17 protein-coding genes are annotated in these 17,265 nt (G+C 48.2%); 9 read left to right on the forward strand and 8 right to left on the reverse strand.

Features of this window, described 5'->3' with window-relative positions; all coding sequences use genetic code 11:
- Nucleotides 1-29 precede the first annotated feature (29 nt).
- The gene (locus tag CWI78_RS12605) at nt 30-926 is read right to left on the reverse strand and encodes a glycosyltransferase (protein ID WP_126783150.1); all 897 of its coding nucleotides are present in this window, start codon (nt 924-926) and stop codon (nt 30-32) included.
- A gap of 130 nt (nt 927-1,056) precedes the next feature.
- Between CWI78_RS12605 and CWI78_RS12610 the strand changes: the two genes are divergently transcribed.
- From CWI78_RS12610 to CWI78_RS12620, 3 genes are all read left to right on the forward strand, one after another.
- Nucleotides 1,057-1,950, forward strand: coding sequence for a glycosyltransferase family 2 protein (locus CWI78_RS12610; RefSeq protein ID WP_126783151.1), 894 nt, complete (start codon nt 1,057-1,059; stop codon nt 1,948-1,950).
- 12 nt (nt 1,951-1,962) lie between these two features.
- Nucleotides 1,963-2,577 carry a LysE family translocator gene (locus tag CWI78_RS12615; RefSeq protein ID WP_126783152.1) on the forward strand — a complete coding sequence of 205 codons (615 nt, stop codon included), beginning with the start codon at nt 1,963-1,965 and terminating at the stop codon, nt 2,575-2,577.
- 88 nt (nt 2,578-2,665) lie between these two features.
- On the forward strand, nt 2,666-3,775 hold the full coding sequence (locus CWI78_RS12620; RefSeq protein WP_126783153.1) for a sensor domain-containing diguanylate cyclase: 1,110 nt from the start codon (nt 2,666-2,668) through the stop codon (nt 3,773-3,775).
- Here the strand turns inward: CWI78_RS12620 and CWI78_RS12625 are convergent.
- Together CWI78_RS12625 and CWI78_RS12630 are read right to left on the reverse strand one after the other, a co-directional pair.
- Nucleotides 3,772-4,638, reverse strand: coding sequence for a tetratricopeptide repeat protein (locus CWI78_RS12625; RefSeq protein ID WP_126783154.1), 867 nt, complete (start codon nt 4,636-4,638; stop codon nt 3,772-3,774). The genes CWI78_RS12620 and CWI78_RS12625 overlap by 4 nt on opposite strands.
- Nucleotides 4,635-5,381, reverse strand: a complete 747-nt coding sequence (locus CWI78_RS12630; protein ID WP_126783155.1) for a hypothetical protein — start codon at nt 5,379-5,381, stop codon at nt 4,635-4,637. The genes CWI78_RS12625 and CWI78_RS12630 overlap by 4 nt, the downstream gene beginning before the upstream one ends.
- 125 nt (nt 5,382-5,506) lie before the next feature.
- On the opposite strand from CWI78_RS12630, the gene CWI78_RS12635 reads away from it, so the two are divergent.
- Both CWI78_RS12635 and CWI78_RS12640 read left to right on the forward strand, forming a co-directional pair.
- Complete coding sequence (locus CWI78_RS12635) at nt 5,507-6,652, forward strand: sensor histidine kinase (protein WP_126783156.1); 1,146 nt, start codon at nt 5,507-5,509, stop codon at nt 6,650-6,652.
- Nucleotides 6,649-7,299 (forward strand): response regulator, encoded by a 651-nt coding sequence (locus CWI78_RS12640; protein ID WP_126783157.1) that lies wholly within the window; start codon nt 6,649-6,651, stop codon nt 7,297-7,299. The genes CWI78_RS12635 and CWI78_RS12640 overlap by 4 nt, the downstream gene beginning before the upstream one ends.
- A 1-nt stretch (nt 7,300) precedes the next feature.
- On the opposite strand, the gene CWI78_RS12645 is transcribed toward CWI78_RS12640, so the two are convergent.
- Nucleotides 7,301-9,172 carry a DUF885 domain-containing protein gene (locus CWI78_RS12645; protein WP_126783158.1) on the reverse strand — a complete coding sequence of 624 codons (1,872 nt, stop codon included), beginning with the start codon at nt 9,170-9,172 and terminating at the stop codon, nt 7,301-7,303.
- Between the two features lie 94 nt (nt 9,173-9,266).
- On the opposite strand from CWI78_RS12645, the gene CWI78_RS12650 reads away from it, so the two are divergent.
- Nucleotides 9,267-9,518 carry a hypothetical protein gene (locus CWI78_RS12650; protein WP_053953456.1) on the forward strand — a complete coding sequence of 84 codons (252 nt, stop codon included), beginning with the start codon at nt 9,267-9,269 and terminating at the stop codon, nt 9,516-9,518.
- Nucleotides 9,519-9,525: 7 nt separating this feature from the next.
- Nucleotides 9,526-10,632 carry a threonine aldolase family protein gene (locus CWI78_RS12655; protein ID WP_126783159.1) on the forward strand — a complete coding sequence of 369 codons (1,107 nt, stop codon included), beginning with the start codon at nt 9,526-9,528 and terminating at the stop codon, nt 10,630-10,632.
- 4 nt (nt 10,633-10,636) lie between these two features.
- Here the strand turns inward: CWI78_RS12655 and CWI78_RS12660 are convergent, their stop codons facing one another.
- Nucleotides 10,637-11,062 carry a DUF6746 family protein gene (locus CWI78_RS12660; protein ID WP_126783160.1) on the reverse strand — a complete coding sequence of 142 codons (426 nt, stop codon included), beginning with the start codon at nt 11,060-11,062 and terminating at the stop codon, nt 10,637-10,639.
- Nucleotides 11,063-11,176: 114 nt separating this feature from the next.
- Between CWI78_RS12660 and CWI78_RS12665 the strand changes: the two genes are divergently transcribed.
- A complete protein-coding gene (locus tag CWI78_RS12665; protein WP_126783161.1) occupies nt 11,177-13,009 on the forward strand; it encodes an ABC transporter ATP-binding protein in 1,833 nt (610 codons plus the stop codon).
- Here the strand turns inward: CWI78_RS12665 and CWI78_RS12670 are convergent.
- The 3 genes from CWI78_RS12670 to CWI78_RS12680 all read right to left on the reverse strand — a co-directional run bounded on the left by CWI78_RS12670 (nt 13,006) and on the right by CWI78_RS12680 (nt 16,544).
- The gene (locus CWI78_RS12670; RefSeq protein ID WP_126783162.1) at nt 13,006-14,526 is read right to left on the reverse strand and encodes a methyl-accepting chemotaxis protein; all 1,521 of its coding nucleotides are present in this window, start codon (nt 14,524-14,526) and stop codon (nt 13,006-13,008) included. The genes CWI78_RS12665 and CWI78_RS12670 overlap by 4 nt on opposite strands.
- Nucleotides 14,527-14,685: 159 nt before the next feature.
- Nucleotides 14,686-15,504, reverse strand: a complete 819-nt coding sequence (locus CWI78_RS12675; protein WP_126783163.1) for a mechanosensitive ion channel family protein — start codon at nt 15,502-15,504, stop codon at nt 14,686-14,688.
- A 35-nt stretch (nt 15,505-15,539) separates the two neighbouring features.
- The gene (locus CWI78_RS12680) at nt 15,540-16,544 is read right to left on the reverse strand and encodes a hypothetical protein (RefSeq protein ID WP_126783164.1); all 1,005 of its coding nucleotides are present in this window, start codon (nt 16,542-16,544) and stop codon (nt 15,540-15,542) included.
- A gap of 228 nt (nt 16,545-16,772) precedes the next feature.
- On the opposite strand from CWI78_RS12680, the gene CWI78_RS12685 reads away from it, so the two are divergent.
- Nucleotides 16,773-17,246: an Hsp20 family protein gene (locus tag CWI78_RS12685; RefSeq protein WP_126783165.1), complete on the forward strand. Its 474-nt coding sequence runs from the start codon at nt 16,773-16,775 to the stop codon at nt 17,244-17,246.
- Nucleotides 17,247-17,265: the final 19 nt, after the last annotated feature.

Below are 17,265 nucleotides of genomic sequence, written 5' to 3' on the forward strand. Positions count from 1 at the left end.
ACTAGTTATAGAGCAACTTATCGACGCGCTTATTTGGTCAGTAACTTATCCTTGGCCTGACGATTCGCTTTGCGCATTTCAGAGAAAGCGGAACCGCTTTTATAGCGACCCTTTTCTACATGGCGGATAATGGATACATCTTCAATATTTAACGGCTTCCCATGGGTGCCTAATAACCAACGAAACGCACGGTCTTCATAGGTTTTGACCCAGCGGTCTTTTGGCTGTTGGTAACAGTCCACCTGATCGCAGTAACCATAACGACGCGCGGTATCACCATGAGCAATTTGCACCGGGCCCGTCGCTTTTGAAAAGGTGTGGGTACTAAATTTAGCCTTTTCCAGACACTCTTCAATCGAGGTCTCTTTGCCGTTGCACAGTACGTCATGCTCTTTACTCAGTAACGACGTGCGGGAAACCTGCTCAGGAAACGCCAAAATGCAGGACTCTTTGCGTAATGCCTGCTTTAAACTTGGGAAGGTATTTTTCCCAAACAGTAAGTCACAGTCCGTAAACCAAATCCAGTCAGCTTTGGTCTCTTTTGCGGCTTTATTACGACCAATACCACGACGTAGTAGGTCACCTTTTTCAAGCGCGACAAAGTTCCAGTCGACGTTATCAACCTGCTTACGGGAAAACTCTTCCACCAAAGCAACCGAGCCCTTATCTTCCGGACAATAGAACCCTGTCAGCGTGACTTTAAAGTCTTTAGGGGCGTTCTCAACCAGTGATTTGAGCTGGTACACAAATAAATGCGAGTAGTTCCAGCAGTGACTGACAATTTCGATGTGCTCCGGAGTGTTGGTGATATCATCAATTTCCGTTGATTCCGGAACATCATAAAACCAACTGGCGGGAACGGGGCTGGACACCGCAAACCGTAGCATGAACTCTTTACTCTGCTGTAGCCAATGTTGTAACGCCATTATAGGGTTGCCTCGTATTCGCTTTTTTTTAATGTACTGTGGTATTTTCCGTACAGGCTACAGAAGAATTGTGTACTTTGTAACCGCGCTATGACGAACGTGGAGGTCAGTTGTTAAACCTATGAATTTAATGAGAGAGTTTTTTGCACAATTGCGTTATCGCTGGTTACGAAAGTATAAGTCACTGGCGGGCTCAGGCCTGAAGCGGAACGCACAGGCAATAACAGAGTTGCAATGGCAACAGCGTGACACGTTAGCGCATCAGGAGCACTTACTGCCGGCTCAACTGATAGTGAACCTAACCTCGTTCCCCGATCGCTTTGCTAAGCTGCATCTGACGTTAAAATCGCTGCTGCTGCAGTCGGTAAAAGCTGACTCCGTCATTTTATGGTTGTATGAAAACGATATCGCCAAACTTCCTGAAAGTGTCACTGAGCTGCAAAAAGATGGATTAACAATAGCGCCTGTCAGGGCCGACACGCGTTCTTATAAGAAACTGATTCCGGCACTTGAGAGCTATCCCGACGCTTTTCATGTAACCGCTGACGATGATATTTATTACCGTCCGGACTGGCTGGCAACTTTAGTTAATGCTTACCAGGGCAATAATCGGGAAATAGTGTGTTGGCGAGCACATTACCTTCGCCGTACTAGCAACGGAGAAATAAGGCCGTACCGGCAGTGGTATCCGAAAACGGAAGTACGCGGTCCCGATCCGAACTTATTTTTTACCAGTGGCGCCGGTGTGCTGTTCCCGCCGGGCTGCTTTGATCAACGCGTTACCGACCAGAACCTGGCATCATCACTGGCACCTTACGCCGATGACTTGTGGTGGTTCTGGTTGGCCAGCTTGAACCATTGTGTCATTCGCCGGGTGGGCAACAACCCCAAACTCATCAACTGGAAAGGCAGTGGTGACAGCTCGTTATGGCAATTTAATAAGCGTGAAGATGGTGGCAATGACGAACAATTGCAGAATTTAGTCGCACACTTTGGTCTGCCGCCAACCCTGGATAAGACGTAAAAGGATCGGATAATGGAAATTTTTATTGCGGTATTTTTCTTCGCCTTTTCCACCACAATTACACCCGGCCCCAATAACATTATGATCATGTCATCGGGCGTGAACTACGGCATTAAGTCCAGCTTGCCGCACTTTCTTGGCATTTGTCTTGGCTTTCCGGCCATGGTGCTGGTCGTCGGAATGGGCTTTGGCTCGGTGTTAGAACAATTTCCACTACTGCACCAAATGATCAAAATTGCGGGCACCGCTTATTTGCTTTGGCTTGCCTGGGTCATTGCTTCGCAAACTCCCAAAGCCATTGAAAAAGGAAATCGCAAACCACTCACCTTTTGGCAAGCGGTTTTATTTCAGTGGGTAAACGGCAAAGCCTGGGTGATGGCAACGGGTGCCGTTGCGGCATTTACTACCGTGGCGGGAACACTGTGGTCAGAGGTAATGGAAATAACAGCGGCCTTTTTAGCCGTCGCATTTCCTTGTGTGGGAATTTGGCTTGTCGCCGGTGCCGGACTCAGGCAATTACTGACTAACCACACAGCACAAAGAGTTTTTAATATCTCCATGGCGGTACTTCTGGTCTTTTCTGTGATTCCTGTCGTATTGGACATATGGCGGTTTTATTTTAGTTAAACGAAACGGTGGGCAACATAAAAATAACAATTTACGCTAAACTAACGATATGGTTAACTATTCTCCATACAGGCGAAAAAGGTGAGTCATGGACGTAAAAGCTGGGCAAGTATCTTTTGATCAACTCATCTCGGAATTGTCGACCCGCCTGATTAATAGTGAGCCAGCGGAAACCTACGAATGCATTGAAGAAGTCATTGCTGCCATTGGCAACTACACTGACGCCGATCGTTGTTACGTATTTGAATTCGATGACAATATCCAGCATATGACCAATACCCATGAATGGGTAAGAAATGGTTATCAGGCACATATCGACGATTTGCAATCGATAGCATTAGAAGAGCTCCCCTGGTTTTTTAAAGAAATAAAAGCACACCACAAGTTCATTGTGAACAATGTTGAGCAATTGCCGGCAGAAGCCAGTGCTGAAAAAGCTGAGTTTGACCGCGAAGAAATCAAATCGGTTATCTGCGTTGGCCTGGTGGCCAATCAGCGACTTCTGGGTTTTGTCGGCTGTGATATGGTCCGGAAAAAACGAGAGTGGCAATCCGCCGACATCCGCCATTTAGGCCTGGTGGCCGATATGGTAGCGAATACGCTTGAACGGCAACGTACCTACGCGGAACTCATCCGAACCCAGCGGGAGCTGGAAAAGGCTAACCGTATGTTGCAAGCTCAGGTAGCACAGGATGGATTAACCGGCATTGCAAACCGTCGCGCCTTTGATGAACGCATAACCAATGAAATTCAGCGTGCTTCTCGTCACAACACCCCGCTGGCTTTACTCATCATTGATATCGACCAGTTTAAACCTTATAACGACCACTATGGTCATTTACAGGGTGATCAGGCACTCAAGTCGGTTGCCGATGCCATGTTTGATCAATTGCAGCGTAACACTGACTTTCTCGCGAGATATGGCGGAGAAGAGTTTGTCGCAGTCATTTCTGCCACTGATGAACAGAAAACCAAAGAGAGCATACAGCGGTTGCTGGACTCCGTGCGGACCCTCAACATAGCGCATGACGAGTCAGAGGTTGCGCCCTATCTGAGCATTAGTATTGGCGGCTACATTCACACACCTGATGCCGAGGAAGATACCGAAAGCCTCATCAGCCGCATGATATCAAAAGCAGACTCAGCACTGTATCGTGCCAAGTCTGATGGTCGTAACCGGGGTTATTTAGATAACTAGTTCCAGCTGGATATCTGCTTCTGTAACGCTTTGTCATCCACCTCTTTAAGTTCAGCCAGCAACTGCTTAGACTCTTCGTCGTTTCCTTTTAAGGTCAGCAGTTGAGCCAGTCGGAAGTTTGCCCAATGAGTGTCCGGCGCATTCTCCGGTACTTCCAATTTCAGGTATTGCCTTAAAGCATGAATGCCTTCCTCTACCTTAGTTTCAGCCAAAACTGAGGTTTTTCCAATTTGATACAAAGCCATGACAGAAGAATCGCCCTCAGCAGATTCGCCTGCAGCGGCCTGTTCAAAAAAAGACAGCGCTTTTTCGTAGTTCTCGCTTCTTTGCTCCTGAAAGCCTGCATAAACCAGAACATCGGCGTTATTGGGGTACTGAGTTAAAGCTTCCGTTAGTAGCTCTGCTGCTTGTTCTTCTTGCTCATGGTGTCGAAAGTATCCAATTCTTGCCAGCGTACCCTGTGCCGGGTCAATCGCTTTAATGGCTTCAATCTGAGCCAGTGCTTTTTCGTCATCGCCACCCGCTATTGAAGGTGCCATCAAATAGAATTGCATTAAGGCGTTGCGATATTTCAGCGAATCCGGCTCAAGTTCCACCGCTTTTTGAAACGACTCAAGTGACTTCCCGGCATAACTGAGCGCACTAAAAAAAGCATCCTGCGCCTGCTGTGCCATGACAATGCCCCTGGTATGCCAGGCGGTGGCATTTTCAGGCTCGTTCTCAACCCAGTTTTCCGCAATGTCTTCTGCCTCATCCAATTGCTTTTCAGACAAATGCTGTTGAATCATCTGCTGATGTGACTCCCCGGCATAAGCGCCGGAAACCAAAATGAATGTTGTTAATACAAATAAAAGCCACTTCACGAGAGTTCTCCTTGATCGTATTTTTGTGACCATAAAAATATAAGCACCGTACCCACAACACCCGGCACAACCCAAAATAATAACTGCCACTGACCCAAATACGCCAGTATATGCCTGGCGCCAAAAGCGAAGAAGGCCGTATATACCGCAATACCTGAACTGCACATTGAGCTCAAATGTTCAATAAGCCAGCCATTCTTTTTGACGGATTTGGCCAATGCAAAATGAAGCATCTGATATGCGCTTACTAGCCCTAAGATACTAAAAATAATATGAAGCCATGGGCTCACGAACTGAACTGCTGGTGCACTTAGGTACTGCCATAATAAGACCAGCGACATGCCCACTAACCCCATTGGCATGGATAAGTAACTGAATTTTCTTAAATTAGCACGACTCCGTTTCGACCGCAAAACAACCGTTGCGTTCCGAACCGAGACAAAAGTAAATAGTGAAAGAAACAACAATAACGTCCAAAAGAACCGAATACCCTCAGAGACGGCCTCTGGTCGCTGGCTGTTTTCAATAATATCCGCTTTAAAGTACGCGGGAGCAATCAACACCATAATTGACATGATAATGGCCGAAACGGCAACTGTGTTCATGGTCCAGACATATGCCTTTCCGAACCGTCGATGGTTCAGACTTCCCTTTTTTGTCGCCACGGGTACCCAAAACAAGGCCATTGCTATGGCACCGAAAACGATGTGCAAATAAAGTAAAAAGCTGTGCAGCGTCAACATGACAAACCCTCCTGTTTTGTTACAGGTTAGGCTTGGTTCATGGCTTCAAGTAGTGTAAGAAGTCACTTTATAAAACGTGACTTTTGGCCTATTGCGAAAAGGTCAGGGTGGGTCATACTAAGGCTATGAATATAAAGTCATTAATTTCAGAACACCTAGACCATGAACAGTGGGTTGCCATACTGTCCTGGGCACTATTGACGTCATTTTGCCTGTATATGCTGGGGCAAAGGGCTACCAGTCCATTCTTTGGCTTGCATTGGCTTGTTTCAGCAACAGCCTTTTTGGTCTTCATTGTGAGCTTCGCAATTGCCACTCGGGATAAACCATACAGTAACGAACCCTGGCTGCGCTTAAGCCTTATTGTCGTTCAGCTCGTTGCTATTTATAGCCTTTATTATTTAGTACCTTACAGCTTTGTCGCCATATTAATGACCATCTGCGTTGCCCAACTGCCTTATTACACGTCTATACGCAACTCAGTTTTGCTCTCAGTTCCTTTGTCGCTGCCTCTTTGGTTTATTTATCAGTTTGTCTGGAGCGACAATTATGCGTGGATATCCGCATTATTATTCTGGGCGTTTAATTTATTCTCCATAGTGACCATGGGAACTCGCATGAGAGAGACCAAGGCACTTGAGCGCGAGCAGGCTATCAACCGTGAGCTGCGCGCGACACAAATGCTGCTTCAAGAGGCCAGTAAGCAGAATGAAAGGACTCGAATAGCCCGGAATATTCACGACTTAATTGGCCATCATTTAACCGCACTGTCTATAAACCTGCAGGTTGCCTCCCGCAAGGCGGGCGACGACTTGAGACCCGTTTTAGAGAAAAGTCAAAGCATTACCAAATTGCTATTATCTGATGTGCGTGAAGCCGTTTCTGATTTACGCGACTCAGCGGTGCTGAATATCGAAGAAACATTAGAGGCTCTCTCTGGTATATCAGGAGAGAAAACGATTAAGGTAAAGTGCGACAAAGACCTCAACATACAAAGAGTGGATATCGCCGATACAATACTGCGGGTCTCTCAAGAGGCCGTCACTAACTTTCTTAAACACTCCAACGGAGATGCTCAAGCGCTGGTGGTATCGCGCCAAGGCAAATTACTTAATCTAACCATTACAGACAACGGTAAAGTCAGACAGGTTAAAGAGGGAAACGGCCTTCGCGGAATACACGAACGGGCTGCAAAGGTTGGGGCGGAATTACAAATTGAAGCAGCTTCCGAAGGCTTTCGGATTCAGTTAACTCTGAAGGATGACTTATGAACATAAAAGTCATGCTTGTTGATGACCAAACTCTCGTTCGGGAAGGTCTCAATTCGCTTTTGTCTTTGTCAGATAAAATTGAAATAACTGCGCAGGCCAGCTCGGGTAAAGAGGCTATTCAAAAAAGCGCGAAGTGTGAACCTGATGTTATTCTCATGGACATTCGCATGCCTGACATGGACGGTATTGAAGCCGTTCAGCTTCTGAGAGAAAACGGCTCCCGAATCCCCGTCTTAATGCTGACGACCTTTGACGATCACGAATCTATAATGAAAGCCATTCAAGTTGGCGCCGAAGGGTACTTATTAAAAGACGTATCTCTGGAAGTTCTGGTTGATGCCATTGAAGCTTTGGCCAACGGTAAAACCTGGTTTCAGCCCGCTGTAACAGAACGTATTATACAAGGCTTAAAGGAAAACAGAACGAGCCAAAATTCTGATGAGGGTGCTCTGATAGAGCCGCTTACGGATAAAGAAGTTGCAGTTTTAAGACTGATAGCAGCCGGGCTCAGCAACAACGAAATAGCGGAAAGCTTATTCAAGTCGACTGGGACAGTTAAAAATCAGGTATCGTCACTTATGGGCAAGCTCGGGGTGCGTGATCGCACCCGAGCTGTTTTAAAGGCCATTGACTTAGGCTTATTATAAGTTAAGCCTGTTTTTGCTTCTCTACCCACTGTTCTACACGACGTTCCAGAATATGCAGTGGCAATGCGCCACCACCAAGAACGGTGTCATGGAAACCACGGATATCGAACTTGTCGCCCAAAGCTTGTTTGGCTTCTTCACGCAGTTCCAGAATACGGATCATGCCAATTTTGTAGGCCGTTGCCTGACCCGGCATCACCAGGTAGCGACGAACTTCTGAACGCACCGCGCCTTCAGCAATTGGGGTGTGATCCTGGAAGTATTTAACCGCTTCCTCTTCCGTCCAGCCTTTAGCGTGCATGCCGGTATCCACAACTAAGCGCACCGCGCGCCAGATTTCCGTGGTTAAGCGACCAAAGTCAGAGTAAGGGTCTTCATAGGCACCCATTTCTTTGGCTAACTGCTCTGAATACAAGCCCCAGCCTTCGCTGTAAACCGTAAAGCCAGCCTGAGTGCGAAACTCTGGTACGGACTCCAGCTCCTGGGCGATAGAAATCTGCATATGGTGACCCGGATTACCTTCGTGATAGGCAATGGCTTCCATCTCATTTTTCGGCATCGAGCTCATATCGGATAAATGCGCATAGTAAATACCCGGACGCTCACCGTCAGGCGAACCTGGATAGTAATGCTGAGCCGCACCATCTTGCTCACGGAAAGGCTCAACGCGTTTCACGACCAAATCGGCTTTTGGCAAAATACCGAAATACTCCGGTAACTTCTCATTGATATAAGCCAGGTATTCGCGCGAATCTTCCAGATACATCTCTGCGCCTTCGTCGTTGTTCGGGTAGAAGAAACGCTCATCGGTACGGATATAATCAAAGAAGTCCTGCAAATCGCCGTCAAATTCGACTTTTTCTTTAATGGCGATCATGTCATTGGTCAGGCGCTCGACTTCACTGAGGCCTATCTCATGAATTTCATCAGCGGTTAAGTCGGTGGTCGTATAGTTGGCCAAACGAGCGTTATAGTAGGCCTCGCCGTTTTCCAGGCGGTGTACGCCGGTTGCAACTTCGTCGGTGTTTTCAATATCGCTTTCAAGGAAGCTAATAAGCGCTTCGTAGCTTGGACGGAAACGCTCTAAAAGTGCTTTACGCACTTCTTTTTCGTATTTATCGGCTTTTTCGGCGGAGATCGCATCATTTTCCTGAAGCGCGCTGAGCTTGTTTTTCGCGTCTTCTAATAAGCTTGAATCGCCTTCTTCATCAAAAGGGGCGCCTGAAGTCAGGCCTTTCGCCTCTTTAATAACTTGCTCGTACGCGAAACGCGGCGCACGAACACCGTTCTCGACTTGTTCTTTCGCGCGCTGCAGTAACTGCTCAATAGCCGTTGCACCGCCCTTAATACGAGAAATGTAAGCTTCCATATCTTCCGCATCATCAACCCGGTGGAAGTTAATTAAAAACTGCGGTAAGAAGGTGTGCGCCCCACGCATTTGGTCAAACACGTAATCCATGCCACGGAATTCGGCATTACGCTTGGCTTGTTCGTATTGGTAAACCCAAACATCATAAGAGGTCTGAGCTTCTAGGTTCAGCTTGTCGTAATCAAAGTTCGCTTTCAACTCTTCAACCGTGCCTTCCAGCCAATCGAGCTGCTTCTTTTCAGCAGCAACGGTCATATCATCAATGTCGCCGTATCGATCTTTGCGGCCCAGGAAGGTCATTTGAATAGGGCTTTGTTGAAGTTGTTGCTCGTACTTTTCTTCAAACCACTGATTCAGACGTTCGGTTTCAGATTGCGAGCTTTGCTCAGTCTGTTTGGGTTGCTCAGCAGCCGTTTGAGAGTTTTGACCAGAATTGTTCTCTTGCGGTTGCCCACAAGCCGTTAGTAAGCCCAAAACAGCCAGGGCGACAATGGAATAACGCATAGCAGTGTCCTTTATTCTTCTTTTGATACAGGAAGAAAAACTATAGCGCGCTTGTTACACTAATGGAAATGCTTAAATTGTAACCGACTGTTTTATGGCGAAACCCAACAAGAAAGGGCCGGTTCGCACCGTGCAGATTTCTTGTCTGCAATGCAAAACGCCCATATTTAAATACCGCAAGGGTGGTAAAGGCGCTTTGGTAAAATGCTTTATTGAGCGTATTGTTGAAGACCACACCACCAAACCATGCCACTGCCCCGGCTGTGGACAGGAGTTTGCGCGCGAGACCATGATACGTGGCACCCCTGCCTACAAGATTATTGGCGGTAAAGTCCATTCAAAGTAGGAAAACCATGACAACCTCAATAACGGTAAAAACAAAACAGGCCTACCAGCATGCTGCTGAACAGGCGAGCGCATCTCTTCTGCGTCAGCCCCAGCTCGGCATGGCGGCTGAGCTCAAATTATTGTCTGAACAACTTCAGGGCAATGAGAAGAGAGACGTATACGGCAGCGGGGCGCTCATTAATGACTTTGAAGACGACGTTGCAAAATTGCTCGGCAAGCCAGCCGCTTTGTTCTTGCCGACCGGAACCCTGGCGCAACCGCTTGCCCTGCGCCTACATGCGGACCAGCGCCAGCGCAATGGTGTGGCACTGCACCCTACCTCGCACTTGATGCTGCACGAGCAGATGGGATTTGAAGCTTTGTGGCGGCTCAACGGCACCACCACCGGCTTTGCTGATAAACCGATAACGCTTGGCGACTTAAAATCTGTGCAAACGGACGATCTGGCTGCCGTTTTACTGGAACTGCCCATGCGTGAAATTGGTGGGCAATTGCCTGAGTGGGATGACTTAGTGGCACAATCAGAGTGGGCTCGCCAGCACAATATTGCCATGCACTTAGACGGAGCCAGGCTGTGGCAAGTACCCAGCGCTTATGATTGTTCACTGCCCGAAATTTGTGAGTTATTTGACTCGGTTTATGTGAGTTTTTATAAGGATTTAGGCGCTATCTCGGGGGCCATTCTGGCGGGTTCAGAGGCCTTCATAGAACAAGCTAAAATCTGGGCTCGCCGTGCCGGGGGCAATATCATTACCCAGTACCCGCAGGTTTTGTCTGCCCGTTACGGCTTGAGAGAGAACTTACCCATTATGCCGGACGCAGTTAACTACGCCAAAGCACTGGGTTACGCCCTAAACGAGTTAGAGGCGCTAAGGGTAAACCCGGAAATACCGCAAGCCGCGATGTTTCACCTTCATTTTGCTTTGTCTGCCAATGAGCTTGGTGAGAAAATAACGGATTACGCCAGCAATACTGGGGTCATGCTACTGCCGCTGCCAAGAGCAGAGATCAATGGTGAAGCTATTTGTGAAATTTCAATTGGAAGAAACGCCATGTCGCAACCACAAAGCTTTTGGCTGCGACACTTTAAGGCTTTTTTAGAGACACTTTAGACTTTTAGTGATGCTCTTTGTGATCACTTTCGTGGTGTTTGCTGTGCTCGCCTAACACATGGTTCAGAGTGCCTAAATAGCTTTTACCAAAGCCTTTAACACGCTGCTTATTCAGTTGCTCTGAACCCAGATGCACTTCTTCCAGAGAGTTCGCGGCTACATCCAGCTCTTTACTTAAACGAGCCAGTGCCACTTCCAGTGTGTAAGTCAGCTCATGAACTTTTGCCATATCTTGTGAATCTAAATCGCCATTCACAATTTCCTGTAGTTTGGCGTTATATTCCGTCAGGTTCCTAATTGCCTGCTCTAAGTTTTCAGAAGGCTCAGGTTTAAAGTGGTTATAACGCTGCTCGTCACCGCTATCACTGGCCGTAGCGGCTACATTAAAAAGCAGTGTTGCACCTGCTAGTATCATTGGTAAAGCTTTCATAAAAACCTCATCTGTTGTTAATGGTTCTCATTATTGTTCAACTGTCCATTTTTTACAAGCTGAATGGCTGCGAACCTGATATTCTTAGCGTGATGTATATCAAGGAGTGACGCAATGTTTTCCTGGTTTGAGCGCCGATTAAACCCTTTCCCTTCGGAGGAGCCCACTCAGGCTCCTACCGGTTTTTTTGCATTCTGCTGGCATTACACCAAAGGGGCGACGCCGTTCCTTGCCGTGACAGCGCTGCTTATGGCAGCCATTGCAGTCGCAGAGGTCTGGCTATTTGGCTTTTTAGGTCAAATTGTCGACTGGCTGGCCGCACAGGACAAAGAAACGTTATTGAATGACCAGTTCTGGCCCCTGTTGGGTATGAGTGCGCTGGTTCTGGTGGGGCTGCCGTTGTTGGTCTGGTTCCACTCCTTACTGACCCACCAGACCTTACTGGGTAACTTCCCCATGCGCATCCGCTGGCTGGGTCACCGCTATCTGATGAAGCAGTCCATGAGCTACTACCAGGACGAATTTGCCGGACGGGTCGCGACCAAGTTGATGCAAACCTCGCTTGCCCTGCGTCAGTGCATCATGACCTTTATTGAAATAGTGAACTACGTTGTCGTCTATTTTCTGGGGATGTTTGTCATTATTGGCAGTGCCGACTGGCGCATGATGCTGCCGCTGGCGTGCTGGCTCATACTCTACGCGCTGCTGCTGCGCTTCTTTGTGCCCAAGCTTGGCAAAATATCTGCTGAACAAGCCGACGCCCGTTCCAATATGACCGGCCGCATAGTCGACTCTTACACCAATATACAAACCGTTAAGCTGTTTTCGCACTCTCAGCGTGAGGCAGCGTTCGCCCACGACGGCATGGATACCTTTTTGGGTACGGTCCACAAGCAAATGCGGCTAGTCACCCAGCTTTATGGTTTCCTTTATTTTATTAACTGCGCGCTGCTGTTCAGCTCAGCCGCTACCGCTATTGTGTTATGGATGGATAACGTGGTCACCCTTGGCGCTGTTGCCGTCGTTATTGGCTTGGTTCTGCGCTTATTTGGTATGTCGCAAATGGTCATGTGGCAAATGTCGACCCTGTTTGAAAGCATCGGTACCGTTCAGGACGGAATAGGCTCAATTGCCGTACCGCAACGCATTGTCGATGAGCCCGGCGCACCCGCCCTAAACGTGGACAGCGGCGACATTGAACTTGACCATGTTCGCTTTCATTACGGTAAAGGTCACGGTGTCATGGAGGACTATAACCTGCACATTAAACCCGGTGAGAAAGTCGGTATTGTTGGCCGCTCCGGTGCCGGTAAGTCGACTCTGGTGAACTTGTTGTTGCGTTTTTACGACGTGGAAGGCGGTGAAATTCGCATTGATAACCAACCCATTCATAAAGTGCAGCAAGACAGTCTGCGCGCCAACATTGGCATGGTGACTCAGGACACCTCTTTGCTGCATCGTTCTGTACGTGACAACATTTTGTATGGTCGCCCGGGAGCCAGTGAAGAGGAATTAATGAATGCCGTGCGCCGCGCCCATTGCGAAGAGTTCATAGCGGACTTAAGTGACAGTAAAGGGCGCACCGGTCTGGATGCGCACGTGGGTGAACGCGGCGTGAAGCTCTCCGGCGGCCAGCGCCAGCGCATTGCCATTGCTCGGGTCATGTTAAAAGACGCGCCTATTCTGATTCTGGACGAAGCCACTTCGGCACTCGATTCAGAAGTAGAAAACGCCATACAGGAAAACTTGTACCAACTGATGCAGGGCAAAACCGTTATAGCCATTGCTCACCGCTTATCCACTATTGCCGCCATGGATAAGCTGGTAGTGATGGATAAAGGTGAGATTATTGAGCAGGGCAGCCACGAACAGCTGCTTGCCCGGAATGGTCTCTACGCCAAATTATGGCGCCATCAGTCGGGAGGCTTTTTAGCGGAAGAAGCTTAATCATCATCGTCTTCAAAGGCGGCAACCAACGAGCGAAACTCTGTCACGCGGTGTGCAACACTTTGCACATCCTCGGCATTGGCAATGGCAATTTCATGCGTCTTTTTCGAGCTGTCATTCACCTGGTAAATGCCATTACGAATTTCACTAACCGCTTGGCTGTGCTCTTCAGCCGAGGTGGCAATTTGAATCATTCTGTCGCTAATGTCGGTAATGGCACCCTGGATAGAAGTCATCTCCTGCTTCGACTGTTCGCCAAGCTCACCGCATTCTTCAGCCAGTTCACGCTGCTCTGTCATTTGTTGGTCCCACTGCTTAATGGCGCCAGCCATGCCGGTAATGGTTTCATCAATTTCGTCAACGGCTTGCTGGGTACGCTGCGACAGATTTCTCACCTCATCGGCAACCACCGAGAAGCCGCGTCCAGACTCACCTGCTCGTGCCGCTTCAATTGCTGCGTTTAGAGCCAGCAAGTTCGTTTGCTCAGCGATTGAATCTATCTGCTCACTCACACTGCGCACCATTTCAGAGCGTTCGACTAAATCTTCAGTAGTGCTTGCGCTAGCGGAGACTTGTTTCACCAGCTCACTCATTTTATCCGATGTGTTGCCAATAAATTCCGCCGCCGCATTAACCGTTTTGGTTGCATCTTCTGCCGACGACGAAGACTCATTCGCGTTCGAAGCAATATCATCAACGGTTGTCGACATTTCTTCCATGGCCGTTGCTATTTGTTCCAATGCAGCCACACCTTGTTGTGACATATCCAGCGTTTCTTCCGAACGCTGTCGAGTGCTGCTCAGGGTGTCTGCCAACGCATCGGTTCCGTGCTCTAGACGAGAAACAACGGCAGTCATTGCGCTTTCTTTCAAAGCTAACTCGTACAGTAGTGCGCCCATAGGAGAACTGTCAGCGTATATGCGCTGTTGTATAGGCGCGTTTTGACCTTCAAGAGAATTCATTTGCTCTGCGTATTTACCGCCGGGAGTCATTAAAAAGTAGACCATAGCAATACCAAGCGCGGTCGGCAGCGCTGCCCACCAGCTAATAAGTCCCGACACAATGATCAGCAATATCGCTAAACTCACGCCAACAACCGCACGCATTGAAACGTTACGTGTTAACTTTCGGGACTGATAGAGGCTTTTTGCTTTATCAGTGAGATCTTGAGGAGCGTAGGTCATTAACCATTGGCTGCCATTGATTTTGCCGCGGCGGTAGGTACCGCGCACAAACACTTCAAACCAAACATCTCGGCCATTAACCTGCAGGGGTAACACGCCTTTCCAGGAGCTTTCATTTTTCACGGCATGGTCTATTTCTGCCAGGACGTTTGCCGGTACATCGGCTAAGAATCGGTCTCTGCTACGTCCTTTTAGCTCGTCTTGTGTCTCCTGAAAAAGAGATTGAAATGCAGGTTTTGCATCGCGAATGGTGTGGTCGCTGTTTAAGCCAACAACGAAAATTGTATCCTTTTGAATGGTTTGGAATTGACTCTCTTTCCCCGAACTTTTCATACGCAGTCTCTTTCAGTCGGCAATTTTTAGCCAGCAACATACAGAACTGCGACTACAGAACAATGCAGTAGAGCAAAAATTAATCAAAAAATAACATAATATTGTTCTTTCTATGACGACCGACAGGGCGAAATGAACAATTAATCAACAAGTTAACTGTTAAATTTTCAACGCCTCATCCGACTCGACCTTCGCAAATTTAACCCCTAATTCGAGCAACCGACGTTTGCCTCTGGCTGTCATATCGGTAATAAACTGGAACTGCTGTCTGGGGTCTATCGGGTAAGCTTTTAAGCGATATTTGGTTCCCCAGGGTTGTTCTGCGGCGGTAACCGCTATCGGTTTACCTAACTGCAAATACGGGCTGGTTAGCGCCACTTCTTCTAAAGCATCACGTATTTGATACGCGTCGGCTTCTGGCTGAGTATAAAACTCGGCAATGCACATTAAGCTGGGGCCGCCGTTGTTGGCATTGTGGATTAGATTATCCCAGAGCTTTAAGTGTGGCACCCAAATAACGGTGTCATCGTTGGTGACCAGCTCGACGGTGCGCATGCCGATGTGCGTCACCTCACCGTAAGTGCCATCCACTTCTATCCAGTCCCCCGGGCGGTAAGGCATTTCATGAATCGCCACCACTCCGGCAATTAAACTGCTGACATAGTCTTTTAATGCAAAACCTATCGCCAGACCCGCCGCGCCTAGTGTTGCCACCATATTTTGTAGGGTGGGTTCAATGATGCGCGGTATGATCATAGCCAGGGCAGCAACCAGTACTACTATGCGGATCATGGGTACTAGAGCCAAAACGTACAATCGACGCTTACCATGCAGATGTGAGGCAACCCAAGGTAAAATGCGTTGGGTCAGCCAGACGACTGCCAGTGCAAAAACGAAAATCACTGCGATTTCAAAAATCGCGAAGCCGTCCAGTGACTTAAATAACCCGGTTACGTCTTCCACAGATCCTGTTTCCATTCTTATATTCCTTCCTGTCTCTCAGGCGCTCTAAATTAAAACCGGTCTAACCAAAAGCCCCGGGACGCCAGCAGCTCTCGGACAACGGGATAACCGCGCACAGTGACAGACCAAAACTCTTGTTCACGTTCGATTAAACCTCGCTGATGCAAAATCTGTAACTGAATCTCAAGTTGGCTACCAGACACTATGGGTAATACCTTAATCAGTTGCGTCTTATTCAGGCCACGATGTACCAGCAAGGCATAGCAGACAAAGGCCGTTGCATCGTTAATTTCTGCAGGGACCGAGGGTGTTTCAAACGGCTTTTCACTACTGCGTTGGTAGCGCTCGGAGTAGGCCGCGGCGACACCTGCGTTTCCGCGGCTTAGTGCCGCTAATGCCCTCAGCCGTCCATCGCCGCGGGCCAGTCCCAGCTCTTCTAACGCATGCTGATCCAGCCCCTGTAAAGCCCACAACTGACTTACCGGCACCGGCCAGACTTTCTCCAGGAAAGCCCATGCCCAGCTATCACAAACAATAATGCCTTTTCCGGCTTCGCCTGAAAGCACTGTCGAGAAGAATTCACGCACCCACCGCAACCCATTGGTTTGGCGCAGAAAACCGTGCGCTAATTGAGGCATGATCCAAAGCGTATTATCGTCCGAATTGGGAAAAAATTCCGGCATAGGAGAAGCATCAGGGTCGCAAAGTGACTCTCTGTCGGGCAGGCTAATGGCCCTTATATCATGTTGCTCAGCCCACTTATTGACCGCCTCTTCAACACCGGAATGCGGCGGCGCGATGATCCAACGTAAGCTGTTATCGTCATCATCTTTTAACCAGTCAGAAAAGCTCTTATCCAGTGCTTCTGCCGCCGTATCGAAACTAAGTTCAAGCGCGTTAGACTGATCATCCTCGCCTTCTTGCTCTTGCTCCGGCGTTATCCAACGAATAAATTTTTGCCACCACTTTTTAACTTTAATAACAGTAGGCACGGCTGGTTTTTCATAGTCATCAACCGTTACCCATTGCCACGTTTTCTTTGGCTCTTCGGCCATTCTGAGGCCCCTTTCACGGATAAAATAAGTGAGTGCTTAACAACGATAATAGAGTGACCTGAAGCAGAGTCCAATGAAAAATTTGCAAATAGACTCTTGAAACCCATTTCACCAGTGCACATATAAGAGTTAAGGTCGGTGTCTCTCAGAGAGCCGCCTTAAACCGACACATGGTGTGTCACTTGTTTATTACAATTAACGTTATTGCTTCTTAGGAGAATGACTATTATGGCAACTATCGACTTAAGCCCTCTCTATCGTAGCAGCGTAGGTTTTGACCGTATGGCATCTTTGCTGGATTCGGCGTTACGCTCAGATACTGGTGCAACCGGATACCCTCCCTACAACATTGAACTGGTAGCAGAAAACCAGTACGCCATTACCCTGGCGGTTGCAGGATTTGAAGAGGATGATCTGGAAATTGAAGTAGAGAACGGCGTGCTTCGTGTCACCGGCAAGAAAGCCGAAGAAAACGAAAAACGCGAGTATCTGCACCGCGGCATTGCAAACCGTGCCTTCGAACGTAAGTTCAGTCTGGCTGAACACATTGAAGTCACAGGTGCAGGCTTAAAGAACGGTCTGTTAACGGTCGGCTTGGTGAAAAACATTCCTGAAGCCAAGAAGCCGAAACGTATCGACATTGGCAGTTCGACTAAAGACCTGCTGCAAGATCGTTCCAAAAGTAAGGGAAATGCTGCTTAAACTTAAGCACTGGATGAGG

Source organism: Idiomarina ramblicola, assembly GCF_003987255.1.
GTDB lineage: Bacteria > Pseudomonadota > Gammaproteobacteria > Enterobacterales > Alteromonadaceae > Idiomarina > Idiomarina ramblicola.